At 65.0% G+C, this 24,639-nt stretch carries 20 protein-coding genes; 9 read left to right on the top strand and 11 right to left on the bottom strand.

Annotated features, from left to right (window positions below):
- Positions 1 to 33 precede the first annotated feature (33 nt).
- Complete coding sequence (gene otsB / locus XH93_RS02525; RefSeq protein WP_194472268.1) at positions 34 to 858, bottom strand: trehalose-phosphatase; 825 nt, start codon at positions 856 to 858, stop codon at positions 34 to 36.
- Between the two features lie 6 nt (positions 859 to 864).
- Positions 865 to 2,355 (bottom strand): MFS transporter, encoded by a 1,491-nt coding sequence (locus tag XH93_RS02520; RefSeq protein WP_194472267.1) that lies wholly within the window; start codon positions 2,353 to 2,355, stop codon positions 865 to 867.
- Between the two features lie 185 nt (positions 2,356 to 2,540).
- Here XH93_RS02520 and XH93_RS02515 point away from each other — a divergent pair, with 185 nt between their 5' ends.
- Positions 2,541 to 2,921, top strand: a complete 381-nt coding sequence (locus XH93_RS02515; RefSeq protein ID WP_194472266.1) for a DUF3175 domain-containing protein — start codon at positions 2,541 to 2,543, stop codon at positions 2,919 to 2,921.
- A gap of 149 nt (positions 2,922 to 3,070) precedes the next feature.
- Here the strand turns inward: XH93_RS02515 and XH93_RS02510 are convergent, their stop codons facing one another.
- A complete protein-coding gene (locus XH93_RS02510; RefSeq protein ID WP_194472265.1) occupies positions 3,071 to 5,104 on the bottom strand; it encodes a methyl-accepting chemotaxis protein in 2,034 nt (677 codons plus the stop codon).
- A 456-nt stretch (positions 5,105 to 5,560) separates the two neighbouring features.
- Here XH93_RS02510 and XH93_RS02505 point away from each other — a divergent pair, with 456 nt between their 5' ends.
- Positions 5,561 to 6,733, top strand: coding sequence for an FIST N-terminal domain-containing protein (locus tag XH93_RS02505; protein WP_194472264.1), 1,173 nt, complete (start codon positions 5,561 to 5,563; stop codon positions 6,731 to 6,733).
- Complete coding sequence (locus tag XH93_RS02500) at positions 6,730 to 8,100, top strand: hybrid sensor histidine kinase/response regulator (protein WP_194472263.1); 1,371 nt, start codon at positions 6,730 to 6,732, stop codon at positions 8,098 to 8,100. Before XH93_RS02505 ends, XH93_RS02500 begins: the two co-directional genes overlap by 4 nt.
- On the opposite strand, the gene XH93_RS02495 is transcribed toward XH93_RS02500, so the two are convergent.
- From XH93_RS02495 to XH93_RS02480, 4 genes are all read right to left on the bottom strand, one after another.
- Positions 8,095 to 8,877: a response regulator transcription factor gene (locus XH93_RS02495; protein ID WP_246799467.1), complete on the bottom strand. Its 783-nt coding sequence runs from the start codon at positions 8,875 to 8,877 to the stop codon at positions 8,095 to 8,097. The genes XH93_RS02500 and XH93_RS02495 overlap by 6 nt on opposite strands.
- Before the next feature lie 78 nt (positions 8,878 to 8,955).
- Complete coding sequence (locus XH93_RS02490; protein WP_194472262.1) at positions 8,956 to 9,636, bottom strand: response regulator transcription factor; 681 nt, start codon at positions 9,634 to 9,636, stop codon at positions 8,956 to 8,958.
- A 36-nt stretch (positions 9,637 to 9,672) separates the two neighbouring features.
- Positions 9,673 to 10,863 (bottom strand): c-type cytochrome, encoded by a 1,191-nt coding sequence (locus XH93_RS02485; RefSeq protein WP_371815149.1) that lies wholly within the window; start codon positions 10,861 to 10,863, stop codon positions 9,673 to 9,675.
- 29 nt (positions 10,864 to 10,892) lie between these two features.
- Positions 10,893 to 12,608 carry a PQQ-dependent dehydrogenase, methanol/ethanol family gene (locus tag XH93_RS02480; RefSeq protein WP_246799466.1) on the bottom strand — a complete coding sequence of 572 codons (1,716 nt, stop codon included), beginning with the start codon at positions 12,606 to 12,608 and terminating at the stop codon, positions 10,893 to 10,895.
- Between the two features lie 412 nt (positions 12,609 to 13,020).
- Between XH93_RS02480 and XH93_RS02475 the strand changes: the two genes are divergently transcribed.
- The 4 genes from XH93_RS02475 (at position 13,021) to XH93_RS02460 (ending at position 18,078) form a co-directional block, all read left to right on the top strand.
- Positions 13,021 to 13,506 carry a (2Fe-2S)-binding protein gene (locus XH93_RS02475; protein WP_139857178.1) on the top strand — a complete coding sequence of 162 codons (486 nt, stop codon included), beginning with the start codon at positions 13,021 to 13,023 and terminating at the stop codon, positions 13,504 to 13,506.
- 84 nt (positions 13,507 to 13,590) lie between these two features.
- A complete protein-coding gene (locus XH93_RS02470) occupies positions 13,591 to 15,930 on the top strand; it encodes a xanthine dehydrogenase family protein molybdopterin-binding subunit (protein ID WP_194472260.1) in 2,340 nt (779 codons plus the stop codon).
- Positions 15,931 to 15,942: 12 nt separating this feature from the next.
- On the top strand, positions 15,943 to 16,743 hold the full coding sequence (locus XH93_RS02465; RefSeq protein WP_194472259.1) for a xanthine dehydrogenase family protein subunit M: 801 nt from the start codon (positions 15,943 to 15,945) through the stop codon (positions 16,741 to 16,743).
- A gap of 222 nt (positions 16,744 to 16,965) precedes the next feature.
- Positions 16,966 to 18,078 carry a CaiB/BaiF CoA-transferase family protein gene (locus XH93_RS02460; RefSeq protein ID WP_194472258.1) on the top strand — a complete coding sequence of 371 codons (1,113 nt, stop codon included), beginning with the start codon at positions 16,966 to 16,968 and terminating at the stop codon, positions 18,076 to 18,078.
- 193 nt (positions 18,079 to 18,271) lie between these two features.
- Here XH93_RS02460 and hppD read toward each other — a convergent pair whose 3' ends face one another.
- A complete protein-coding gene (gene hppD / locus XH93_RS02455) occupies positions 18,272 to 19,390 on the bottom strand; it encodes a 4-hydroxyphenylpyruvate dioxygenase (protein WP_194472257.1) in 1,119 nt (372 codons plus the stop codon).
- A gap of 123 nt (positions 19,391 to 19,513) precedes the next feature.
- Between hppD and XH93_RS02450 the strand changes: the two genes are divergently transcribed.
- Both XH93_RS02450 and XH93_RS02445 read left to right on the top strand, forming a co-directional pair.
- Entirely contained in the window at positions 19,514 to 19,981 is a 468-nt protein-coding gene (locus XH93_RS02450) for an Lrp/AsnC family transcriptional regulator (RefSeq protein WP_194472256.1), read from the top strand.
- Positions 19,982 to 20,249: 268 nt separating this feature from the next.
- On the top strand, positions 20,250 to 20,561 hold the full coding sequence (locus tag XH93_RS02445; protein ID WP_194472255.1) for a DUF1272 domain-containing protein: 312 nt from the start codon (positions 20,250 to 20,252) through the stop codon (positions 20,559 to 20,561).
- A 102-nt stretch (positions 20,562 to 20,663) separates the two neighbouring features.
- On the opposite strand, the gene fahA is transcribed toward XH93_RS02445, so the two are convergent.
- The 3 genes from fahA to XH93_RS02430 form a co-directional block, all read right to left on the bottom strand.
- Positions 20,664 to 21,935 carry a fumarylacetoacetase gene (gene fahA, locus XH93_RS02440; RefSeq protein WP_194472254.1) on the bottom strand — a complete coding sequence of 424 codons (1,272 nt, stop codon included), beginning with the start codon at positions 21,933 to 21,935 and terminating at the stop codon, positions 20,664 to 20,666.
- A 211-nt stretch (positions 21,936 to 22,146) separates the two neighbouring features.
- Entirely contained in the window at positions 22,147 to 23,493 is a 1,347-nt protein-coding gene (gene hmgA / locus XH93_RS02435; protein ID WP_194472253.1) for a homogentisate 1,2-dioxygenase, read from the bottom strand.
- Positions 23,494 to 23,495: 2 nt separating this feature from the next.
- Positions 23,496 to 24,452 (bottom strand): MBL fold metallo-hydrolase, encoded by a 957-nt coding sequence (locus XH93_RS02430; protein ID WP_194472252.1) that lies wholly within the window; start codon positions 24,450 to 24,452, stop codon positions 23,496 to 23,498.
- Positions 24,453 to 24,639: the final 187 nt, after the last annotated feature.

Here is a 24,639-nt window from a genome sequence, read left to right as displayed (position 1 = left end):
GGCTGCGAGAAAAGTGGCTCGATTAGGACAGTCTCACGTCCCCTTACCGTCGATCAGATGCGCGAGAAATTCGCGCACGTCGTCCGGCGTGCCGAATTGTCCGGCCACACCAAGCGCGCGGCGGCCGACGGAGAATGAGAATCCATTGTAGTCGGGCATGATCGCGAACACGGTTTCGTCGGTGACGTCGTCGCCGATGAAGAACGGACGCCGGCCCTTGAACGGCTCCTGCGTCATCAATTCGCGCACGCCGCTCGCCTTGGTGAAGCCGGCATGCTTGATCTCGCAGACGCTCTTGCCCGGCAGCACCTCGATCGGCGCATTGGGCAGCTCGGCGCGGATCAGCGACACCGCCTCATAGATCGCCTTCTCCGCCGCGGGCGCGAGGCGATAGTGCAGCGCCAGCGAGTAGCCCTTGTCCTCGAGCAGGATGCCGGGGCTGAGCTTTGCGATCGCGGCCAACCGGCGCTTCAATTCCTTGTCGAGCGGCGGCGAATGGGTGGCGACCGCCTCGCTGTCCGGCTGCAGCCGCATCTCGGCGCCGTGGCCGCCGATGGCGGGAAACAGGTCCGGCGCGAAGATCAGGTCGATGTCGTTCAGGGAACGTCCGCTGACCAGCGCCAGTGCTCCATTGGAGCGCGCGTGCAACTGCTTCAGCGTCACCGCCAGCTCCGGCGGCACCCAGACCTCGCGCGGCGTCGGCGCGAAATCGAGCAAGGTGCCGTCGATATCGAGCAATATCGCGGTCTCGCCGAGCGGCGGAATCAGCGCTGCCAGCGCCGGCACACTGTCCGGCGCGTCGTCAGCGGCGATGTCGTTGTCCATTGTCTTCGGCCTTTCAGCCACGTCATGCGTCATGTCATTCTACTCCAGAAATGCCAGCGGCCGCGCCACGGATTCGAGCGATTTGCGCTCGGCCGCGACGGCGTAGCGCCACGCCACCACGGCCGCTGCGATCATCAGCGCGGCTCCCAACAGGTAACCGCCGAACACGCTGTTGCGCGATCCGGTGTCGATCAGGACACCGAAGAGCGCCGGCCCGATCACGCCGCCGATGCCGGTGCCGATCGCGTAGAAGGCGGCGATCGCGAGCGCGCGGACCTCGAGCGGAAACGTCTCGCTGACGGTGAGATAGGCCGCACTCGCGGCCGGCGAGGCAAAGAAGAAGATCACCATCCAGGCGATGGTCTGGGTCTGCGCGCTGAGCACGCCGATCGAGAACAAATAGCCGGACAGCGCCAGCAGCACGCCGGACACGCCATAGGTGACCGTGATCATGGTGCGGCGGCCCAGCGTATCGAACAGGCGGCCGATCAGCAGCGGACCGAGGAAGTTGCCGGCGGCAAAGGGCAGGATGTACCAGCCGACATCGCTGGAGGGGATGCCGAAGAAATCGGTCAGGATCAGCGCGAAGGTGAAGAAGATCGCATTGTAGAAGAAGGCCTGCGCCGCCATCAGCGTGAGCCCGACCAGCGAACGCTGCCGATAGGTCGAGAACAGCGTCACCGCGACCTCGCGCAGCGGCGTGTGGTCGCGCATCCGCAGCTTGACCTTGGGAAAATTTTCGCTGGATTGTTCATGGCCGAGCACCGACCGCTCGATGTCGCCGACGATCTGGTGGGCGCGGTCCGGATAGCCGTGGATCATCAGCCAGCGCGGGCTTTCCGGAATCCACATCCGCATGAACAGCACGACGAGGCCGAGCGCGGCACCGATGAAATAGGCGATCCGCCAACCGTGATCGGGCGCCAGCACCGCGGGATCGAGCAGCACGATCGCGCCGACGGCGCCGATCGCGGCGCCGAGCCAGAAGCTGCCGTTGATGACGAGATCGGTCCAGCCGCGATAGCGCGCCGGCACCAGCTCCTGAATGGTCGAATTGATCGCGGTGTATTCGCCGCCGATGCCGGCGCCGGTGAGAAAACGAAACAGCGCGTAGCTGGCGACATTCCACGACAGCGCGGTCGCGGCCGTTGCCGAGAGATAGAGTGCGAGCGTGATGAAGAACAGCTTCTTGCGGCCGATCCGGTCGGTGAGCCAGCCGAAGCCGAGCGCGCCGAGCACCGCGCCGGCAAGATAGGCGCTGCTGGCGAAGCCGACATCGGCATTGGAGAAGCCCATCGTCGGGCTGTCCTTGAGCGCGCCCGACAAGGCGCCGGCCAATGTCACTTCGAGCCCGTCGAGAATCCAGGTGATACCGAGCGCCAAGACGACACGGGTGTGAAAACCGCTCCAGTGCAGATCATCGAGGCGAAGCGGGATCGAGGTCTCGATGATGCGGTCATCGCTAGGTGCGGCCGCAGCCGTGACGTCGTTGGTCGTCGCGGAGTTCGGCTGTGTCTGCTGCAGGCTCATCAGATCGGACCAATGGGAAAGACCCCGGAACGGATTGCTCCAAGGTTCTTGGTTCCCAGGATTGCGGCAAACGGATTGCCCGCCACCGCATGCTAACGCCGGCGCTGCGCTGCGGTTCCCGCGAGGCAGGATAGGAACTGCGCCAGCCGCGGGCTGTTCTCGGCTCAAAAGCAACGGAGGCGATCATGGCGGCACGCAAGACGGCAACGCGCAAGACTGCACGCAAGACCGCGCGAAAATCCGCGGCGCGGACGACAAGCACAGCGCGCCGCAAGCGCGTAGCGAAGAAAGCGACATCGAAGCGCTGGTCGCAGCGCGTGACGAAGGAGAGCGATGCGCTCGACCTTCAGCGCGGCGTATTCAAGCTGACCAGCGCCAGGAAGATCGCGGCGTCGCTGAAGGCATCCGCCGAACACAGCACGCGGCGCAAGAGCGGCGCCTATCGCTCCGCGCTGTCGATGCTGACCTTCTACATCAACCGCGCCGGCAAGACCTTGCCGAAGACCCAGCGCTCACGGCTGGAACGCGCCAAAGTCGAATTAAAGCACCAGTTCGGCCGGGATTGATTGCGCCGCACCAACCAACAGCGTCGTCCCGGCGCAGGCCGGGACCCGTAATCACAATTGTTCGTTGGCGCGCGCATAACCGGCCGCTTGCCCGTTTCACAAGCCGCGGCGTATGGGTCCCGGCCTGCACCGGGACGACGGAAGTGATGTTACGCCGCGCGGATGTTGGCCATGAAGCGGTCGAGCTCCTCGCGCAGCCGCGAGCTCTCGACCGACAGCGAGCGCGCCGAGTTCAGCACCTCTTCCGAGGCCGCGCCGGTCTCGGTCGCGCCGCGGTTGACCTGGGTGACGCTGGCGGCGGCTTCCTGGGTGCCGATCGCGACATTCTGCACGCTGCGGGCGATCTCCTGCGTCGCCGCGCTCTGCTGCTCGACCGAGCTTGCGATGTTGGTCGCAATGCCGGAGATCTGGCCGATGGTGCCGCCGATCTCCTTGATCGCGGCGACCGATTCCTGGGTCGCCGCCTGCATGCCCGCGATGTGGTTGGAAATCTCGTCGGTGGCCTTGGCGGTCTGGCTCGCCAGCGACTTCACTTCGGATGCAACCACCGCAAAACCGCGGCCGGCGTCGCCGGCCCGCGCCGCCTCGATGGTGGCGTTCAGCGCCAGCAGATTGGTCTGCTCGGCGATCGCCGTGATCAGCTTGACCACGTCGCCGATTTCCTGCGCGGCGCGCGAGAGCTTGCCGATCCGCGCGTCGGTCTGCTCCGCCTGACGCACGGCGGCGTCGGCGATCTGGCTGGATTCCTTGGCGCGGCGGCCGATCTCGTCGACCGAGGCCGACAGCTCCTCGGTCGCGGAAGCCACCGACTGCATGTTGCTGGAGGCCTCCTCGGAGGCGCCGGCGACCTGGCTGGAGAGGTTCTGCGTGGTTTCCGCGGTCCGCGTCAACGTGCCGGCCGAGGATTCCAGCTGCACGGCGGAGGCCGAGACATTGGAGACGATCGAGCCGACGGCGGATTCGAATTCGTCGGCGAAACGAATCAGCTCGGCGCGCCGCGCCGCGGCGCTCGCCTTGTTCTGCGCCTCCTGGCTCGCGGCATCGCGCTCGGCCTTGGCGATCGCCTGGAGCTTGAACTCCTCCACCGCGCCGGCCATCTCGCCGAGCTCGTCGCGGCGGCCGAGGCCGGGCAGCACGACGTCGAAATTGCCCGCCGCGAGCTCGCGCATCGCGCCGCACATCGCCGCGATCGGCCGCGAAATCCCCTTGCCGAGCAGGAAGGCCCAGACGAGCCCGAGCACGAAGCTGCCGGCGGCCAGCATCAGGATCAGCCGTTCGGTGTCGCCGATCGTGGCCTGCGATTCGGTCTCGAGCCGCTTCTGGTCGGCGAGCAGGTCGGACTTCATCGCGGCCGCGCCCTGGCTGATGGCCGCCGCGGATTCCGTCATCTCGACGGTCAGTTCGTCGATCGATTTGGCGTTCTCGATCAGCTTGGCGAGCGCCGCGCGGTACTCGTCGAGCAGAGCGCTCACGTCCTTCACGCCCTGTGTGATGCGCTCGTTGCTTGAGGTGATAGCCTTCACCAGGTTGTCGGCAAATTTGAGCCGGGCGAGCGCGCTGGCGGCAACCGACTTGTCGCCATTGACGACGAAGGTGTTGACGGCACCGGTGATCGACTGCAGCTGGTCGGAGACCTTCTTGGTGCCGAACTGGATCGACTGCAGTTCGGAATCATCGGCATTGCTCGGCAGATCGTCGAGCTTGTAGCGCATCGAGGTGGCGCTGCGGATCAACCGGTTCTGCGCGGTCTGCGCGCTGTCGTCCTTGATCCGGACGATCTCGGCAAAGATCTTGGTGAAGGCGCGGAATTCACGCTCCAGCTTGGTGATCTGCTCGAGCCGGGCCGGATTGGTGGTGCCCTTCATCGAGGCTAGGATGGCCTCCTTCAGGCTGGCCTCCGCGGCCTGCGCCGCCTTGGCGTCATCCTCCTTACCGGTCACCACGAAGTAACGTGCCAGCGAACGGTAGGAGATCAGCTCGCGGTCGATATTGCGGGCGAGGTCGGCCTCGGCGACGCTCTGGCGGTAGGATCCGACCCCGGTCGAAACCCGCTCGAAGCCCAGATAGGCAAAGGCCATGGTGCCCGCCGACAGCGCCAGCGTCACGGCAAAGCCGAGCATGATCTTGGCGCGGAATCTGAGGGTTGGGATCCTGATCGAGAGCGATCGCTTGAGTCCCGGCATTCCAACCCCCGTCTTCATTCTGAAAACCACGCGGGGTCCGGCAGCAACCCGCCCCAGACCCCGGAGGGCAAAACTAAGGCAGAATCGATAAGGCCCGGTAAATGGGCAGCGGCCGACGGGTTCGGCACGCTACTACCTTGGTCGGTCTAGGAGGCCGGGCTTGGCGATTGACGCGCGGGTCCGGCCCGATAGTTTAGAACCGATCAAACCCGTCCCTGCCCGGGCCGGGAGAACACATCGGGAGGAGTCCCATGTCATCGCGTCGCAAGACGCCGCTCGTGCTTGCGGCGAGCATGGCCGCCGGCGGCGCAGCCGGGCCAATGACATTTCCCCTCACGATCTGGACTATGCAGGCCGAAACGCGAGCCATCGCGGCATGACCTGAACACGCTCACGACCTGCGCGGGCACCGGCCGCGCCAAGAAGAGCAAAAAATTCTGGTCAGGGAGAACGCCTTTGGCGGAGGAGCAGGCAAGCGCCACCGACAGCATTGTCGTGGTGCAGGCAAAGACCGACGGGCCGCGGCAAGCCGCGGACGAGATCGTGCGCCAGTTGGCGGCGGCCGATCTCGCCATGCTCGTGGTGTTCGTCTCGCCGTTCTACGACCCTAAGGCCTTCATCGCGGAGCTGTCCGGCCGGATGCCCGACGTTCCGATCTTCGGCTGCACCACGGCCGGCGAGCTGTCGCCCGGCGGCTGGGACGAGGACAGCGTCGTCGCGATGGGTTTCAGTGCCGCCGATTTTGTCATCGCGGCCCGGCCGCTGTTCGATCTGACGACGTTTCGGGTCGACCATGGCCGCTCGATCTGTACCGAGTTGCAGCACGAATTCGCGGAGCGGACCGAGCATTGCGATCACACCGACGAATCGTTCGGGCTGCTGTTCATCGACGGCTTGTGCCAGCGCGAAGAAACCATCATGTCGGCGATCTACGCATCGCTCGAAGATATCCCGGTGGTCGGCGGCTCTGCCGGCGACGGCCTGCGCTTCGAGCGGTCCTGGGTCTTCCATGGTGGCGAGGCCTACACTGACGCTGCAGTCCTGATCCTGATCCGGACCCGTCTGCCGTTTCGCCTGTTCAAGTGCGACCATTTCGAGCCGACATCGACCAAGATGGTGGTGACCGAGGCCGATATCGAGCGCCGCATCGTCAAGGAGTTGAACGCCGAGCCGGCCGCGCTGGAATATTCCCGCGCCGTCGGCCTCAGCGAGAGCAAGCTCGAACTGTTTTCCTTCGCGGCTCACCCAGTCCTCGTCCGCGTCGGCGGCGCCTATTACGCGCGGTCGATCCAGCGCACCAACCCGGACGGATCGCTGCAATTCTTCTGCGCCATCGACGAGGGGATGGTGCTGACGGTGGCGCGCGAGCGCGATCCGATCGACGTCACCAGCCGCCTGCTCAAGGAACTCGCCGACGATCTCGGCGAGGTCTCGATGTTCATCGGCTTCGAATGCGTGCTGCGCCGGCTCGATGTCGAGCAACGCCAATTGTCGCGGGAGATGTCGGAGCTCTATCGCAGCAACAAAGTGATTGGCTTTCAGACCTATGGCGAGCAGTATCGCTCCATGCATGTCAACCAGACGCTGACCGGGATCGCCATCGGCAAACGGGCCGTCGCGCCGCAATGACTGACAGCAAGACCACGCGATTGATGGCCCTCGAACGCGAGGCCGAGAAGCTGCGCAAGATCAACGCGGCGCTGATGTCGCGCGTCGAGCGCTCGACCGACCAGCAGCTCAACGCCTTTTCGCTGTTCGAGACCGCGATTGCGCTCGATCAGCAGGTTCGCGACCGCACCCAGCAGCTCAAGCAGGCGCTGCAATCGCTGGAAAAGACCAATGGACGGCTGCTGCAGGCCAAACAGCAGGCCGAGGCGGCAAGCTCGCTGAAATCGTCGGTCCTGGTCTCGGTGACCCACGACCTGCTGCAGCCGCTGAATGCGGCGCGGCTGACGCTGTCCGCGCTGGCCGAAATGACGAGCGAGCCGAAGGGCGTCGCGCTGACCGAGCAGATCGACCGTTCGCTGGCGACGCTCGAGGACATGCTGCGGACGCTGCTCGACATCTCCAAGCTCGATGCCGGCGTGCTCAAGCCGGAATTCGGACCGGTTTCGATCGCTTCGCTGTTCGAGGCGCTGGAGCAGGAATTTTCCGCGACCGCAGCGAGGCGCAACCTCGGCTTCCGGATCATGCCGTCGTCTGCGGTGGTTCGCTCGGATCCGCTGATGCTGCGCCGGATCCTGCAAAACTTTCTGGCCAATGCACTGCGCTACACCCATCGCGGCAGCGTGCTGATGGGATGTCGGCTTCACGGCGACGATATCCGGATCGAGGTGCACGACACCGGGCCCGGCATTCCGGAAGCCCAGCGCGAAGCCATCTTCGTCGAATTCCAGCGCGGCGAGACCAGCGCAGGCGACAAGGCCGGCATCGGACTCGGGCTTTCAATCGTGCGGCGGTTTGCCGACCTGCTCGAGCACGACATCAGGCTGACGTCGCGCCCGGGCAAGGGCGCGGTGTTCTCGGTCACCGTGCCGCGCACGCTCGAGCCGGTCGCGATCCCGATGCGCGAGCAGGCCAGCGTCGACTATCGCTACGGCGGCATGGAGGGTGCGAAGATCCTGCTGATCGAGAACGACCTGTCGAGCGCCGAGGGGCTGGCTCACCTGCTCGAAAAATGGGGTTGCGACGTCGCGGTGACGATCTCCAAGAGCGAGGCCCTCGAACGCATCCACGCACTCGACGGCATTCCCGACGCCATCATCGCCGACCTGCATCTCGACAATGGCGAGACCGGAATCCAGGCAGTCGATGTGATCCGTGGCGCGATCAACACCAAGGTTCCGGCAATCATCGTCACCGCCGACTACTCCGCCAAGGCCGCCTCCGACGTCTCGGCGTTCGGCCACGAGCTGCTGAAGAAGCCGATCAAACCGGCCGAGATGCGCTCGCTGCTGTCGTTCCTTTTGGCGGCCGAGCAGTCGGCCCGGCTATGACCCGGCGCCGCGCGGCGGCGAGGCCGTCACCGCCGCGTGGTCGTGCTTGCCGAAGTCGAGCTTCGACAGCGCGATGATGGCTTCGGTCCGGCTCCGCACGCCGAGCTTGCGCAGGATCTCCGAGACGTGGACCTTCACGGTGGTGACCGAGATATTGAGCTCGTAGGCGATGTGCTTGTTTTGCAGACCGCGGCAGATCATGTCGAGCACGCGCAGCTGCTGCGCCGTGAACTGGCCGAGGCGCTGCATCAGCTGCTGCGCGTCGGCCTGGCCTTGCCGCGCGGCGGCGCGGTCGCGGAACCGGGTCGGCAGGCACACCTCGCCTTCGAGGATGCCGCGCAGCATGCGCGCCAGCTCGGCCTTCGGCGTCGATTTCGGGATGTAGCCGGAAATGCCGAGCGCGATCGCGCTGCCGACGATTCGGGAATCATCATGCGCTGACACGATCACGAGCGCGCTGCGCGGTGCGGCAGCCCGCACCCGATAGGCGCCGAGCAAGCCCTTGGTCCCCGGCATCGACAGATCGAGCAGGATGAGATCGAGAGCGTCGCGCTCGGCAATCACGTCAAGCGCGCCATCAATCGAAGTCGCCTGCAGCATCTCGGCGTCGGGAAACTCGGCGCCGATCACGCCGACCAGGGCGGCACGGAACAGCGGGTGATCCTCGACGATCAGCAGCCGAGGCACGGCCGCCTTGCCGGGCGGCGGCTCGTCTGCCGGGGGCATCGTCGTGGTCAATGCTGCGCCGTCCTCTTTGGGGTCACCGATGACAGCCATTGTGCGACACCGTTATCCAAAAATACAGCGGCAGCCCATGGTCAGCGCCTTCTGTGCGCGCCGCGCGGCGCCGCTAGCCTAAGGTGCCTTGTCCTGCTTCGCGCCCGCACAGGTCTCCGCGACCGGGAGCGTGATCTTGCCAAGCTCGATGATCGCCTTGTTGCGGCTGAACAGTTTTAGCTTGCGCAGGATCTCGGTAACGTGCGCCTTCACGGTGGACTCGGCAAGCTTGAGTTCCGCGGCGATCTCGCGGTTCTGCAGGCCGCGGACGATCAAATGCAGCACCCGGATCTGCTGCGGCGTCAGCTTCTGGATCCGCTCGCGCAGCGTTCGCGCCGTCTCGGACTGGTCCAAGGCGCCGGCCGCGACGAAGTCGCGCGGCGCCGAGACCGAGCCGCTCAGCACCCGCGCGATCGCCTGCGAGAGCTCGCCGAGCGACGTCGACTTCGGCAGATAGCCGACCGCGCCCATTTCCAGCGCTTCGCGGATCGTGTGCTTGTCCTCTTCGCTCGATACGATGGCGATCGGCAGGCGAGGATAGCGATCCCTGATCTTCTGGAAGCCCGAGAAGCCGACGACATCGGGCAGCAACAGATCGAGCAGCGCGAGGTCAATGCTCGGCTCGGCGGCGAGGATGCCGAGCGCGCCCTTGATCGAGGTGGCCTCATAGATGCGGGCATCGGGATGCGAGATGCGGATGGCGTTGCCAAGCGCCTCGCCGAACAGAGGGTGATCGTCGATGATCAGGAACCCCATCATCAGGACCCTCGCACAGCTGGTTGCCGACGGCCGCGGCTAGTTCGATCCACCCGTGTCCTGCACGGTCTGCAGATAGACATACACGTTTCGCAGCTCATCGTCGCTGAAGACGTCCTTCCAGGCCGGCATGCCCTTGGCCGGCCGGCCGTCGTGGACGGTCTTCCAATAGGTCGACTCCATGTCGTCGGCATAGCGCTTCTTCAGCAGCCTGAGGTCGATCTTGCGCTCGGCCTGCACGGCGTCCGGGCCATGGCAATGGGCGCAGGTACCGTTGAAGACCTCCCGCCCCGTCGTGGCATCCCCGGCGGTGGCCGCGGTCTGAACCGGCTTCTCGGCTGCGGCCGCCTGACCGACCGTGACGGGTTCCTTTGCTCCGACGGATGACGTCGTCGCCCGATCGGCCTCACCGAACTTCACCGGGGCGCCGTTCGGCACCCCGTATTTGGCAAACAGGGCGGAAATATCCGGCTGCAGCGACGGCAGCACGGCATCGACTTCATCGCGCAATGCACCAGACGCCCTGGCGAAGCCGATCGCCGTTACCCAGAGCAGGCCGTCACTTGCCGTCGACACGATCTGATACTTGTCGCCATACGTGGTCTTGTTGAGCCAGCCGGCCACCGGCGCCCAGATGAAGGCGACGTCGACCCTGCCCTGTTCGAGCGCCGTCATACCCTCGTCCGGGCTGAGCACGGTGACTTTCTGGATCTCATCGCGCGATGCCAGCAGGTTTTGCGGGGTCGACTGATACTGCACCGCAACGCGCAACCCCTTGAGGTCGTCGATGCCGGCAAGCTTGCGATCCCTGGCGCCGACCAGCGCATAGCCTTCATGGGCGATCGGCTTCGAGAATATCACGGCCGGTCCCATGAAATCGTCGATCAGCGGCAGGCCGACCATGGCGTCGCACTGCTTGCTCAGCAGCGTCTCGCGGACGGTGCGCTTGCCGAAATACGACTTGTACCAATTGGTGCTCACCGTGCGGCCGAGCTTTTGCGCCACCGCCTGGCCGATCTCGAGATAAAGGCCGGGCTTGGCCGGATCGTCGCTCGAGAACGGCAGATTGGTCGGGTCGGCGCAGAGCCGCAGCGGCGGCTTTGTCTCGATGGCGCCGGCCGCCAGGGCCGGCGCCATCAGCAGGGCGGAGAGCAGCACGGTCCGGATCGCATGTTCCAACCGCGTGTTGCGCGAGGGGGTGCGCAGTTCGTTTCGGACGATGCAGGACACGGACAATGCTGCCTCCTTTCGAGGATCGTTTACTGCAGGGCGAACACGAACAGCGAGCCGCCTTCCGGGGCCGCGGCGACCATCTTCTTGCCGATGTCGCCGAGGAAGGCCGGCAGCGCCGCGGTGCGTCCGACCACGATCGCGACATACTGCTTGCCGTCGACCGAATAGGTCACAGGACCTGCGCCGATGCCGCTGCCGAGGTTCTTGCTCCACAGCACCTTGCCGTTCTTGGCGTCGATGGCGCGGAAGTCGCCGTGCAGATTGCCCGAGAACACCAGGTTGCCGGCCGTCGTCAGCGTGCCGCCGTTGAAGGGCAGGTCTTCCTTGATGCCCCACACCTTCTTGTTGGCGACGGGATCCCAGGCCACGAGCTCGCCGAGGAAGCCGCCGGGGCCTTCCTTGGTCGGGAATTCGGCGCCGAGATAGAACACCCCGCGCTTGTAGTTCACGTCGCTGACCGACCAGTCCATGCAGACATTGTTGGTCGGGATATAGACGAGACCGGTCTGCGGGTTGAACGACATCGGCTGCCAATTCTTGCCGCCGATCAAATTGGGGCAGATGTCCTTGGCGGGATGGCCGGGGCCCGGGCGCTTGTCGGGATCCTCTTCCGCCCGCATCGTGTTGATGTCCCACTTCTTGGCCCAGTTGGCGAACACATACTTCTCGGCCGAGATCACCTTGCCGGTTTCGCGGTTGGCCACGAAGAAGAAGCCGTTGCGGTCCGCCTTCATCAGCACCGGCGTGTCGGCGCCCTTGATCTTCAGGTCGGCGAGCAGCAGTTCGTTGACGCCGTCGTAGTCCCAGGCATCGGCCGGCGTGCCCTGGATGTGCCACTTGATGCTGCCGGTGTTGGGATCGATCGCCAGCGTCGACGCCGTGTAGAGGTTGGTCAGCTTGCCGAAATTGCCGTCGCCGGTGGAGCGCACCGCGGTGTTCCAGGGTCCCGGATTGCTGGTGCCCCAATACACGGTGTCCGATTTGGCGTCGTAAGAGCCGACCAGCCAGGCGGCGCCGCCGCCGTGCAGCCCGGTGTCGCCCTTCCAGGTCTCACTGCCGGGCTGGCCCGGCGCCGGCACCGTATAGGTCTGCCACAGCAGCTTGCCGTCCTTAATGGAAAATGCCTGCAGCGAACCGCGGACGCCGTATTCGCCGCCGCCGAAGCCGGTGATCACCTTGTCGCGCACGATGAGCGGCGGCGAGGTGATGACCGAGCCCTGCTTGTAGTCGACCACCGTCGAAGTCCAGAGTTCCTTGCCGGTCTCGGCATCGAGCGCGGTCAGCTTGCCGTCGAGCCGGCCGACGAAGATCTTGCCGTCGGCAAAGGAGACGCCGCGGTTGTTGACGTCGCAGCAGGCGTATTGAAGCACGTCGTCGGGAATATCCGGCTGCCAGGTCCATTTGCGCGCGCCGGTCGCGGCATCGATGGCATAAACGTATTTCGGCCCCCAGGAGGTCGAGACGTAGAGCGTCTTGCCGATCACGACCGGGGACGACTCGTTGGAGCGCAGCGAGGCCAGCGACAGCGAGTAGACGAGCTGGAGCTTGCCGGCGTTCTCGGAGGTGATCTGCTTCAGGGGGCTGAAGCGCGTATTGCCGTAGTCGTGGCCGGCGATCGCCCATCCGTTGGGATCGGACACCGCCTTGACGACGGAATCATTGGCCCTCGCGGCCCCGACACTCACCATCAGCATGGCAGCCAGCGACACGCCGGCAAAGAAAATCCCGCTCCTCAGCTTCATCTGTTTCCTCCAAACAAAATGGTTTCGTTGCCGCGATGCATGCATCGCGCGCGCGGCTCTCTACCCAATTCATGAACCAGCGATCTTCCGTCGCTGCGTCGGCGACGAAAATGACAGCAACGCTTTTGCGTCGTTATAGGCGGAAGGTAGTAGCGGCCGCGCCGGCGGATTCCGGCGCGCGACAGCACGCCCGATCGAGCCGCGAGACCGCGCATGCGGACGCAATTTCGCCGCGCCGGATCGGCCTTGCGTCCGCTTGTAAATTGCCCATTCAATGGCTGCCTGCTAGGATCGCAGCCACTGCCCGGCCCGCCTTCATGACAAGGCCGCGACTACGACTTTGATCGCGGTTACGTCGCAAAAGAAGCGTGCTGTACTGGGCCAATAATTGAGACTTCGGGAGGAGAGACGCGTGTCTACAATCAAACTGACCGTCAACGGCAGGGCGGTCTCGGTCGACGTCGAGGACCGCACCCTGCTCGTGCATTTGCTGCGCGAAAACCTGAACCTGACCGGCACCCATATCGGCTGCGATACCAGCCAGTGCGGCGCCTGCGTCGTCCATGTCGACGGCCGCGCGGTCAAATCCTGCACCATGCTGGCCGGCCAGGCCGCCGGGTCCAACGTCACCACCATCGAAGGCCTCGCCAAGGGCGACGAGTTGCACCCGATGCAGGCCGCGTTCCGCGACAATCACGGCCTGCAGTGCGGCTACTGCACCCCCGGCATGATCATGTCCGCGGTCGATATCGTACATCGCCATGGCGGCAAGCTCGACGAGGAGACCGTCCGCCACGAGCTCGAAGGTAATATCTGCCGCTGCACCGGCTACCACAATATCGTCAAGGCGGTGCTCGACGCCGCCAGCCGAATGAAGGTTGCGCAGGCCGCCGAATAGCCCACGCAACGCAAAACAAGCTCATGACCGCCAACTCGATGGAAGCGGCGGCAATCCGAAATCTCCGGTCGGGAGGACTAGACAATGGGTGTTGAAGGTATCGGCGCCAGCGTCGTGCGCAAGGAAGACCGACGCTTTATTACCGGACAGGGTCGTTACGTCGACGACATCAAGATGGTGGGCATGAGCTACGCTCACTTCATCCGCAGCCCGCACGCGCATGCCAAGGTCAAGGGCATCGATTCAGCCGAGGCGATGAAGATGCCCGGCGTGATCGCGGTGCTGACCGGGCAGCAGATCGTCGACGACAAGGTCGGCAACCTGATCTGCGGCTGGGCGATCACCTCGAAGGACGGCTCGCCGATGAAGATGGGTGCGTGGCCGGCGATGGCGCCGGAGACCGTGCGCTTCGTCGGACAGGCGGTCGCGGTCGTGATCGCCGAGACCAAGAACCAGGCCAAGGACGCCGCCGAGGCGGTCGTGGTCAATTATGAAGAGCTTCCCGCCGTGCCTGATATCAAGGCCGCGCTCAAGCCGGGCGCGCCGCAGCTGCACCCGGAGGCTCCCGGCAATGTCGTGTACGACTGGCATCTCGGCGACGAAGCCGCGGTGAAGGACGCCTTCAGCAAGGCCGCCAATGTGGTGACGCTGGAGCTGACCAACAACCGCCTGGTGCCGAACGCGATGGAGCCGCGCGCGGCGATCGCGCATTACGACCAGGCCGAGGAGCACTACACGCTCTACACGACCTCGCAGAACCCGCACGTCGCCCGCCTCGTGCTGTCGGCGTTCTACAACATCGCGCCCGAGCACAAGCTGCGCGTCATCGCGCCCGATGTCGGCGGCGGCTTCGGCTCCAAGATCTACATTTATCCGGAAGAGATGGTGGCGCTGTGGGCGTCGAAGAAGGTCAATCGCCCGGTGAAGTGGACCGGCGATCGCTCCGAAGCCTTCCTCACCGACGCGCATGGCCGCGACCATGTCTCGAAGGCCGAGATGGCGTTCGACAAGGACAACAAGATCGTCGGCCTCAGGGTGAAGACCCACGCCAATTTCGGCGCCTACATGTCGCTGTTCTCGTCGGCGGTGCCGACCTATCTCTACGCGACGCTGCTGTCGGGCCAGTACGTGATCCCGGCGATCTATGCCGAGGTGATGGGCGTCTACACCAACACCACGCCGGTCGACGCCTATCGCGGCGCCGGACGTCCCGAGGCGAGCTATCTGCTCGAGCGGATGATGGAGACCGCGGCGCGGCAGCTCAAGGTCGATCCGGCCGAGCTGCGCAAGAAGAACTTCATCACCACGTTCCCGTACCAGACGCCCGTCATCATGGCGTATGACATCGGCGACTTCCACGCCTCGATCGACGCTGCGATGAAGGCGATCGACTATGCCGGCTTCCCGGCCCGCAAGGCCAAGGCCAAAGGTGAAGGCAAGCTGCGCGGCATCGGCGTCTCCTGCTACATCGAGGCCTGCGGCATCGCGCCGTCGAAGGCGGTGGGCAGTCTCGGCGCCGGCGTCGGCCTGTGGGAGTCCGCGGAGATCCGCGTCAACCCGGTCGGCACCATCGAGGTGCTTACCGGATCGCACAGCCATGGCCAGGGCCACGAGACGACGTTCTGCCAGATCATCGCGGAGCGGCTCGGCGTGCCGGTCAGCCAGGTCTCGATCGTCCATGGCGACACCGACAAGGTGCAGTTCGGCATGGGCACCTACGGCTCGCGTTCGATCGCGGTCGGCGGCACGGCCATCGTGAAGGCGATGGAGAAGGTCGAGGCCAAGGCCAAGAAGATCGCGGCGCACGCGCTCGAGGCCTCCGAGAGCGACATCGTGATCGAGAACGGCGAGTTCAAGGTCACCGGCACCGACAAGTCGATCGCGCTGCCGATGGTCGCGCTCGCGGCCTACACCGCGCACAATCTGCCTGACGGCATGGAGCCGGGATTGAAGGAGACGGCGTTCTACGATCCGACCAACTTCACCTTCCCGGCCGGCGCCTATATCTGCGAGCTCGAGGTCGATCCCGGCACCGGCAAGACCTCGTTCGTCAACTTCGTCGCAGCCGACGATTTCGGCCGGCTGATCAACCCGATGATCGTCGAAGGCCAGGTCCATGGCGGCCTCGCCCAGGGCATCGGCCAGGCGCTGCTCGAAGGCGTGGTCTATGACGGCACCGGTCAGCTCGTGACCGCGTCGTTCATGGATTACACCATGCCGCGCGCCGACGATTTGCCGTCGTTCCAGCTCTCGCACACGCCGACGCTATGTCCGGGCAATCCGCTCGGCGTCAAGGGCTGCGGCGAAGCCGGCGCGATCGGCGCTTCGGCGGCCGTGATCAACGCGATCACGGATGCGATCGGCAACAACAAACTGGAAATGCCGGCGACGTCCGATCGCGTCTGGCACGCCATTCACGGCTAAGGGGAGGATACGATGTACGAGACCACTTATCACCGCGCCTCCTCCGTCGACGATGCCGTGGCGCTGTTCGGCAAGGGCACGGAAGCGAAATTCCTCGCCGGCGGGCAGACCCTGCTGCCTGTCATGAAGCAGCGCCTCGCGGCGCCGTCCGACGTCATTGATCTCGGCAAGGTCAAGGAACTGATCGGTATCGAACCAACCGGCGACGGGATCGTGGTCAAGGCCGCGACCACCCATTACGACGTCGCCACCAGCGACGTTGTGCAAAAGGCGATCCCTGCGCTGGCCCATCTCGCCTCGCTGATCGGCGATCCGGCCGTGCGGCATCGCGGCACGATCGGCGGTTCGCTCGCCAACAACGATCCCGCAGCCGATTATCCGGCGGCGGTGTTGGCGTTGGGCGCGACCATCAAGACCAACAAGCGCACGATCGCGGCGGACGACTTCTTCAAGGGCCTGTTCGCGACGGCGCTCGAAGATGGCGAGATCATCACCGCGGTGTCGTTCCCGGTGCAGGCCAAGGCGGGCTATGCGAAATTCCCCAACCCCGCCTCGCGCTTCGCGCTCACCGGCGTCTTCGTCGCCAGGACGCCGGCGGGGGAGGTCCGCGTCGCCGCGACCGGCGCCTCGCAGAGCGGCGTGATGCGGGTCGGCCCGATCGAGGCGGCGTTGAAGGCGAACTGGTCGGCGGGCGCGATCGACGGCGTGACGATTCCCGCCGCGGGATTGCTCGCCGATATCCACGGCTCGGCGGCCTATCGCGCCAACCTGATCAAGGTGATGGCGCAGCGCGCGGTGATCGCCGCGGGCTGATAGCGCCTAGACACAAGTCGGAAACGGCGCGCAGCAATGCGCGCCGTTGGCATTTTACCGGCAAGGTCGGGCAAAAGCCGCTTGCCACACCGCGCATTCGGCGAGACAATTTAGCTAATCAGCTAATTAAAAATACCGTCCCACGGACGGCCGGGAGAACCCATCGCCCACCGCGGCTGCATCTCAGCCGCCTCACGCCCAACAACCAAACGGAACAACAACGTGCTCGACAAGCCCGCATCCCAAACCGCCGTCCGCGCCTCCGGCCCGCTCGCCGGCTTCCGCATCGTCGAATTCGCCGGCATCGGTCCCGGCCCGTTCGCCTGCATGCTGCTGGCCGACATGGGCGCCGAGGTCATCACGCTGGACCGCGTCGGCGCGGGCAAGAACCTCAAGGCGGTCGCCACCCGCGGCCGCAAGGTCATCGAGCTCGACCTGAAGAACAAGGCAGCGGTATCGGAAGTGCTCGAGCTGCTCGGCCATGCCGACGCGCTGATCGAGGGCTTTCGCCCCGGCGTGATGGAGCGCCTCGGCCTCGGCCCCGACGTCGTGCTCGCACGCAATCCAAGACTGGTCTACGGCCGCATGACCGGCTGGGGCCAGGAAGGCCCGCTCGCGAACGCCGCCGGCCATGACATCAACTACATCTCGATCACCGGCGCGCTGGCCGCGATCGGCACCAAGGAGAAGCCGGTGCCGCCGCTCAACCTGGTCGGCGATTTCGGCGGCGGCGCGCTCTACCTCGTGGTCGGCGTGCTCGCCGCGCTGCTGGAAGCGCAAAAGTCCGGCAAGGGCCAGGTGGTCGACACCGCGATGTGCGACGGCGCGGCGTCGCTGATGTCGATGTTCTACGACATGCGCGCGCAGGGCCGCTGGAAGGAAGGCCGCGACCAGAATTTCCTCGACGGCGGCGCACATTTCTACGGCGTTTACGAATGCTCCTGCGGCAACTTCATCTCGATCGGCTCGATCGAGCCGCAATTCTACGCCCTGCTGCGCCAGCACGCCGGCCTTTCCGACGCCGATTTCGACGCACAGATGGACCGCAAGGCCTGGCCGGCGTTGAAGCAGAAGCTGGTGGAAGTGTTCAAGACCAAGTCGCGCGCGGACTGGTGCACGATCATGGAAGGCACCGACATCTGCTTCGCGCCGATCCTCACCATGGAGGAAGCTCCGAAGCATCCGCACATGGCGGCGCGCAACGTGTTCGTCGAGCGCCACGGCGTGACCCAGCCCGCCCCCGCGCCGCGCTTCTCGCGCACCCCGTCGGCGATCCGCGAGCCGGAGCTGGCAAGCATCGGCGATGTGACCGCGGCGTGGAAGACGGGAAAATAAACTCACCGTCGTCCCGGCCTAGTGCGCAGTTGCGCACGGGGGCCGGGACCCATAACCACCAAACGCAGTTGTTGTGCGCGCCGCTACCGCGGGACGATCACCAGACACACTCGATAGATTCCGCGGTATGGGTCCCGGCTTTCGCCGGGACGACAGCGGTGAGTTTTGCGCGAGCGCGCTTTCCTACAAAGCCCTACGCCGCATCATCCACCTTCAGCACGCCGCGGCGGATCTGGTCTTCCTCGATCGATTCGAACAGCGCCTTGAAGTTGCCCTCGCCGAATCCATCGTCGCCCTTGCGCTGGATGAATTCGAAGAAGATCGGGCCGATCGCGTTGGCCGAGAAGATCTGCAGCAGCACCTTGGTCTGGCCGCCGTCGACCACGCCCTCGCCGTCGATCAGGATGCCGTTGGCCTGCAGCCGCGCGACGTCTTCGCCGTGCTTGGGCAAGCGGGTGTCGATCCGCTCGAAATAGGTGTCGGGCGGTGATGGCATGAACGGCAGGCCGGCCTCGCGCAGCGTCTCCACCGTCGAATGGATGTCGCGCGCGCCGCAGGCGATGTGCTGGATGCCCTCGCCGCGATAGGTGTTGAGATATTCCTCGATCTGCCCGGAATCGCCGGCGTCCTCGTTGATCGGAATCCGGATCTTGCCGTCCGGGCTGGTCAGCGCGCGCGAGAACAGGCCCGACGCGCGGCCCTCGATGTCGAAGAAGCGGATCTGGCGGAAGTTGAACAGCTTTGCGTAGAAGCCGGTCCACACATCCATGCGGCCGCGATGGACGTTGTGGGTCAGGTGATCGATGTAATAGAGGCCGGTGCCTGCGGGGCGAGGATCCACCGCGCCGAGCCATTCGAACTCGGCATCATAGGCCGAGCCCTTGGCGCCGTAGCGATCGACGAAATACAGCAGGCTGCCGCCGATGCCCTTGATGGCGGGAACATCCAGCGTCTTCTGCGCGGACGACGCATCCGCCGGCTCGGCGCCGAGCGCAATCGCGCGCTCATAGGCGTGCTTGGCGTCGACCACGCGAAATGCCATCGACGGCGCGCAGGGGCCGTGCGCGGCGACGAAGTCGAAGCCGTGGGTACCCACCTCCTCGTTGACGAGATAGTTGATGTCGCCCTGGCGATAGACCGTGATCGCCTTGGTCTTGTGCCGGGCGACCGGCGCAAAGCCCATCAGCGTGAACAGCCTGTGCAGTTCTTGCGGGTTGGGATGGGCGTATTCGACGAACTCGAAGCCGTCGGTACCCATCGGGTTGTCGGCACTGATCTCGGCCGGCGGCGCATCGTGCGGAAACGGACCCATGGCGGCATCTCCCTGATTTGTCCGGGGATGAGTTTCCGCCGTTTTTCGCGCAAAGTGCGTGCAAAATGGCCCGTGATTGGCTACATTGATGCACAATATACGCACAAAACTGGCCATTGGCGCATGATCGAAGTCGACGCCTTCGACCTCAAAATGCTTGCCGCCCTGCAGGACGACGGCCGGCTGACCAACCAGCAACTGGCCGACCTCGTCGGCCTGTCGGCCTCGCAGTGCTCGCGGCGGCGGATGCGGCTGGAGGAGGAAAAGGTCATCGCCGGCTACCACGCCGATCTCGCCGGCGAGGCGCTCGGCTTCGGCCTGATCGCCTTCATTCACATCACGCTGGCGACCCACTCGCCGGACAATTCGAAGCGATTCCGCGAGCTGGTCAACCGCGTCGACGACATCCAGGAGGCCTACGCGCTGACCGGCGATGCCGACTATGTCCTCAAGGTGATCCTGCGCGACCTGAAAAGCCTGTCTGACATCATCAACAACGTGCTGATGCCGCACCAGAGCGTCGCCCATGTCCGCTCCTCGATCGTGCTCGACCGGCTGAAGGAGAGCACAAAGCTGCCGCTGAAGGCCTGACGTGGCGCGAATCGAGGGAAATGCGACATTCGCTTTTGCAGCATGATTTGCGATCATTCGCTTGAATTGGTTCGGTGCTGCGACACGGGCAGTGGGCTCCCTCTCCCCCTGTGGGAGAGGGTTGGGGTGAGGGGTTCTCTCCGCGGGTGCACTGCTTGGATGGACCGCTACCCCTCACCCGGATCGCATCTCGCGATGCGATCCGACCTCTCCCACAAGGGGAGAGGTGCACCGGAGAGTGCGCGGCATCTAAAGAAGAGAGACAACCATGGCGCTGCAGCTGCGACCGAACTGCGAATATTGCGACAAGGACCTGCCGCCGAGCACGCTTGAGGCGCGGATCTGCTCATATGAATGCACGTTCTGCGCAGATTGCGCCGAGCAAAAGCTCGGCAATGTCTGCCCGAACTGCGGCGGCGGTTTCGCGCCGCGCCCGATCCGCCCCGCCAAGGCGTGGCGGCCGGGCGTGTGCACGGTGAACCAGCCGCCGTCCGACAAGCGGGTGCATCTGAAGTACAGCACTGAGGACTGCGCGGCGCATACGGCGCGGCTGCGGGATATCAGGCCGGAGGAGCGGTGAGCTCTCCCCGTCATTGCGAGCGAAGCGAAGCAATCCATCTCACAGCGCGGGGATAGATGGATTGCTTCGTCGCTTCGCTCCTCGCAATGACGGCCGAGGGAATCACTCCGCCGCGACGATCGTGCCCTCCACCTCGCCGAACCCGACGCGATAGCCGTCGCCCTGGCACCAGCCGCGCATCACCAGTGAATCGCCGTCTTCGAGGAACGAGCGGGTCACGCCATTCGCGAGCTCGACCGGCTCGGTGCCGTTCCAGCTGATCTCGAGCAGGCTGCCGCGCTGATGTTTCTCCGGCCCGGAGATCGTGCCGGACCCGAGCAGGTCGCCGACATTCATCGCGCAGCCGCTGGAGGCGTGATGCACGAGTTGCTGCACCGACGACCAATACATGTATTTGAAGTTGGTGCTGCAGATCGTCTTCGCCTCGTTCATCGCGCCGGCGCGCAGCGCGACGTCGAGCGCAAGGTCGTAATTGTTGGCACCTGCCTGTTTCAGATAGGCGAGCGGCTCCGGCTGTTGCGCTGGGCCCTGCAGGCGGAACGGCTCCAGCGCCTCGCGCGTCACCACCCAGGGGCTGATCGAGGTGGCAAACGCCTTGGCCTGGAACGGGCCGAGCGGCACGTATTCCCACTGCTGGATGTCGCGCGCGCTCCAGTCGTTGAGGATGACGAAGCCGAAGATCATCTCCTCGGCCTGCTTCTCCGTGAGCATCTCGCCCATCGGCGAGGCCTGGCCGACCACGACGCCCATCTCGAGCTCGAAATCGAGCCGCTTGCAGGCGCCGAAGCTCGGCACCTCGGCGGTCGGCGGCTTGAGCTGGCCGCGCGGCCGCCGCACTTTCGTGCCCGACACCACAACGGTCGAGGCGCGGCCGTTGTAGCCGATCGGCATGTGCAGCCAGTTCGGCTGCAGCGCATTGTCCTTGCCGCGGAACATGACGCCGACATTGGTGGCGTGCTCCTTCGACGAATAGAAGTCGGTGTAGCCCGAGACCGCAAACGGCATATAGAGCTTCACATCGGCCATCGGCACCAGCGCCCGCGCCCGCAGCTCCCTGTGGTCGCGCAGCTCCGGATGATCGGACCGCAACAGCTCGCTGATCCGCGCCCGAGTTTTCGACCACACTTTTGGCCCCAGCGCCATGAAGGCGTTGAGCGATGGCATCGAGAACACGCCGAGCGGCCCGACATCGAGCCGCGAGTCCTGCTCGAGCTCCCAGAGGTCGAGCACATAGTCGCCGATCGCAACCCCGATCCGCGGCGGCAGACCGTCCTTCGACGAGAACACGCCATAGGGCAGGTTCTGGATCGAAAAGTCCGAGGTCGGCGCGACGTCGATGAAGGAGCGGAGGGATGGGTCGTTGGGGTGGGGCATAGGATTTCCCGATCTGCAATCAGATGCGACGGCTGATGTTCTTCACCCTCCCCTGGAGGGGGAGGGTCGGTTCGCATGGAGCGAAGCGAAATGCGAAGCGGGGTGGGGTGATCTCTCCACTCGGGCACCGCCTCAAAGGAGAGACTGTCACCCCACCCCGCCGCTCATTTCATTCGCGTCGACCCTCCCCCTCCAGGGGAGGGTGAAGTCCTTAGCGCTTGTTCGGATCGAACTTCTTCTCGAGGCCCTTCCAGCAGTCCGAGTAATCGTCCTGCAGCGTCGCCGAGGTGGCGGCGTGCTGGGTTACCCGCTGCGGGAAGCGGGTCTCGAACATGAAGGCCATCGTGCCGGTCAGCTTCACCGGCTTCAGCTCGCTGTTAGAGGCATGCTCGAAGGCTTCGCGGTCGGGGCCGTGCGGCAGCATGCAATTGTGCAGGCTGATGCCGCCGGGCACAAAACCCTGCGGCTTGGCGTCGTAGACGCCGTAGATCAGCCCCATGAACTCGCTCATGATGTTCATGTGGTACCACGGCGGGCGGAAGGTGTTGTCGGCCACCATCCAGCGCTCCGGGAAGATCACGAAGTCGATATTCGCGGTGCCCGCGGTCTCCGACGGCGAGGTCAGCACCGTGAAGATCGAGGGATCGGGATGGTCGAAGGCAATCGCGCCGACCGGCGAGAAGGTGCGCAGATCGTATTTGTAGGGCGCGTAATTGCCGTGCCAGGCGACCACATCGATCGGCGAATGCGGCAGCGTGGTCTTGAACAAGGAGCCGCCCCACTTCACGTAGAGCTCGGTCGGCGTGTCCTTGTCCTCGTAGCTGGCGACCGGCGTCAGGAAGTCGCGCGAATTGGCGAGGCAGTTGGCGCCGATCGGGCCGCGCTCCGGCAGCGTGAACGCGCCGCCGTAATTTTCGCAGAGATAGCCGCGCGCCGGACCTGACGGAATCTCGACCCGGAACTTGACGCCGCGTGGGATCACGATGATCTCGCCCGGCTCGGCATCGATGCGGCCGAACTCGGTGACAAGCCGCAGATTGCCCTGCTGCAGCACGAACATCATCTCGCCGTCGGCATTGTAGAAGTGCTGGTCGACCATCGATTTGGTGATCAGGTAGACATGCGCCGCCATGCCCGCCTGCGTATTGGCATCGCCCGCCGTGGTCATGGTTTGCACGCCCTGCAGGAAGGTCATGTCTTGCTTCGGGATCGGCGCCGGGTCCCAGCGCAGCTGCGCGATCGGCATGTCGTACTCATGGCACGGCGCGGTGCGCCACAGCCCGGCATCCGCCTTGGCGAAGCGGCCGGAGTGCCGCACCGAGGGGCGGATGCGGTAAAGCCAGGAGCGCTCATTGGTGCCGCGCGGCGCGGTGAACGGCGAGCCGGACAATTGCTCGGCATAGAGCCCGTAGGCGCAGCGCTGCGGCGAGTTGCGGCCCATCGGCAGCGCGCCGGGCAGCGCCTCGGTCTCAAAGCTGTTGCCGAAGCCGGACATGTAGCCCGGCGTCACCTGCGCGGTGCTGCGCACGATCTGATCAGGCGAGGCGTTGATGTTCATGACTATCCTCCTCCTTGCAGGGCGGCCCACATTTCCTGGTCGCGCTTGTCGGTCCAGATCACGGGGTCATCGATCCCGGACGCTTCGTCATAGGCGCGCGAGACGTTGAACGGCAGGCAGTGCTCGTAGATCGCGAAGCTGGAGAACTTCGGGTCCATCACCTCGCGCGTCGCGGCCATCGATTCCTTCAAGGTGCGGCCCTTGGCGACCGAGGACTCGGCGGCGCCGTACAGCGTGGTGACGAAGTCGCGGGTCATCGCGATCGCATCGCGCCCGGTGGCGAGGCCCTTCAGCGCGTCGCCGCGGCCCGGCGCGATCGCCTTCGGATTGAAGGCGCGGATCTCGTTCAGCGTCATCGGCCATTCGCGCAAATGCGCATCGCCGCAATAGCAGGCCGAGTGGTATTCAATGAGATCGCCCGAGAACATCACCTCGGCGTCCGGCACCCAGGCGACGATGTCGCCCGAAGTGTGGCCGGCCCCTAACTGCATCAGCCGCACCTCGCGCTTGCCAAGATAGATCGACATCTCGCCTTCGAAGGTCAGTGTCGGCCAGGTCAGGCCGGGAATGCTCGCGGCATCCTGGAACAGGCGCGGGAAGCGGCCGTATTCAGAATCCCAATCCTGCTGGCCGCGTTCCTGGATCAGGCGATAGGTCTCCTGCGAGGCGACGATGCCCTGCGCCTTGTAAGCGGAGGCGCCGAGCACGCGGACGGCGTGGTAATGCGACAGCACGACATATTTGATCGGCTTGTCGGTGACGGTCTTGACCCGCTCGATCACCTTGTTCGCCATCGCCGGCGTCGCCTGCGCGTCGAACACCAAGCAGCCGTCGTCGCCGACGATCACGGCAGTGTTGGGATCGCCCTCGGCGGTGAAGGCGTAGAGATCGGTGCCGATCTCGGAGAAGGTGACCTTCTTCTCCGCAAGGTCCGTGGTCGAAGCAAAACCTTTGGCCATTAGTTCAATCCTGTTCGTTCAAGAGCGTACCCCCTCTCCCCGTTCTTACGGGGAGAGGGTTGGGGTGAGGGGCTGTCTCCGCGTAGACGGTGACAGCGGACTCACGGAGACTCCCCCTCACCCGGATTGCATCTGGCGATGCAACATAGCCGAGGTCTTGCCTCGGCGTTCTTGAGAACGGCCGCCG

The sequence above is a fragment of the Bradyrhizobium sp. CCBAU 51753 genome, assembly GCF_015291565.1.
GTDB classification, from domain to species: Bacteria; Pseudomonadota; Alphaproteobacteria; order Rhizobiales; family Xanthobacteraceae; genus Bradyrhizobium; species Bradyrhizobium ivorense.
Note: the sequence above shows the minus strand (reverse complement) of the source record. Positions and strands in the feature narration are given on the sequence as shown.

What these genes read in the sequence shown, in the direction of transcription:
- otsB (WP_194472268.1), bottom strand. Translation starts at nt 858, where the DNA reads ATGACGCATGACGTGGCTGAAAGGCCGAAGACAATGGACAACGACATC.
- XH93_RS02520 (WP_194472267.1), bottom strand. Translation starts at nt 2,355, where the DNA reads ATGAGCCTGCAGCAGACACAGCCGAACTCCGCGACGACCAACGACGTC.
- XH93_RS02515 (WP_194472266.1), top strand. Translation starts at nt 2,541, where the DNA reads ATGGCGGCACGCAAGACGGCAACGCGCAAGACTGCACGCAAGACCGCG.
- XH93_RS02510 (WP_194472265.1), bottom strand. Translation starts at nt 5,104, where the DNA reads ATGCCGGGACTCAAGCGATCGCTCTCGATCAGGATCCCAACCCTCAGA.
- XH93_RS02500 (WP_194472263.1), top strand. Translation starts at nt 6,730, where the DNA reads ATGACTGACAGCAAGACCACGCGATTGATGGCCCTCGAACGCGAGGCC.
- XH93_RS02495 (WP_246799467.1), bottom strand. Translation starts at nt 8,877, where the DNA reads ATGGCTGTCATCGGTGACCCCAAAGAGGACGGCGCAGCATTGACCACG.
- XH93_RS02490 (WP_194472262.1), bottom strand. Translation starts at nt 9,636, where the DNA reads ATGATGGGGTTCCTGATCATCGACGATCACCCTCTGTTCGGCGAGGCG.
- XH93_RS02480 (WP_246799466.1), bottom strand. Translation starts at nt 12,608, where the DNA reads ATGAAGCTGAGGAGCGGGATTTTCTTTGCCGGCGTGTCGCTGGCTGCC.
- XH93_RS02470 (WP_194472260.1), top strand. Translation starts at nt 13,591, where the DNA reads ATGGGTGTTGAAGGTATCGGCGCCAGCGTCGTGCGCAAGGAAGACCGA.
- XH93_RS02465 (WP_194472259.1), top strand. Translation starts at nt 15,943, where the DNA reads ATGTACGAGACCACTTATCACCGCGCCTCCTCCGTCGACGATGCCGTG.
- hppD (WP_194472257.1), bottom strand. Translation starts at nt 19,390, where the DNA reads ATGGGTCCGTTTCCGCACGATGCGCCGCCGGCCGAGATCAGTGCCGAC.
- XH93_RS02450 (WP_194472256.1), top strand. Translation starts at nt 19,514, where the DNA reads ATGATCGAAGTCGACGCCTTCGACCTCAAAATGCTTGCCGCCCTGCAG.
- XH93_RS02445 (WP_194472255.1), top strand. Translation starts at nt 20,250, where the DNA reads ATGGCGCTGCAGCTGCGACCGAACTGCGAATATTGCGACAAGGACCTG.
- fahA (WP_194472254.1), bottom strand. Translation starts at nt 21,935, where the DNA reads ATGCCCCACCCCAACGACCCATCCCTCCGCTCCTTCATCGACGTCGCG.
- hmgA (WP_194472253.1), bottom strand. Translation starts at nt 23,493, where the DNA reads ATGAACATCAACGCCTCGCCTGATCAGATCGTGCGCAGCACCGCGCAG.
- XH93_RS02430 (WP_194472252.1), bottom strand. Translation starts at nt 24,452, where the DNA reads ATGGCCAAAGGTTTTGCTTCGACCACGGACCTTGCGGAGAAGAAGGTC.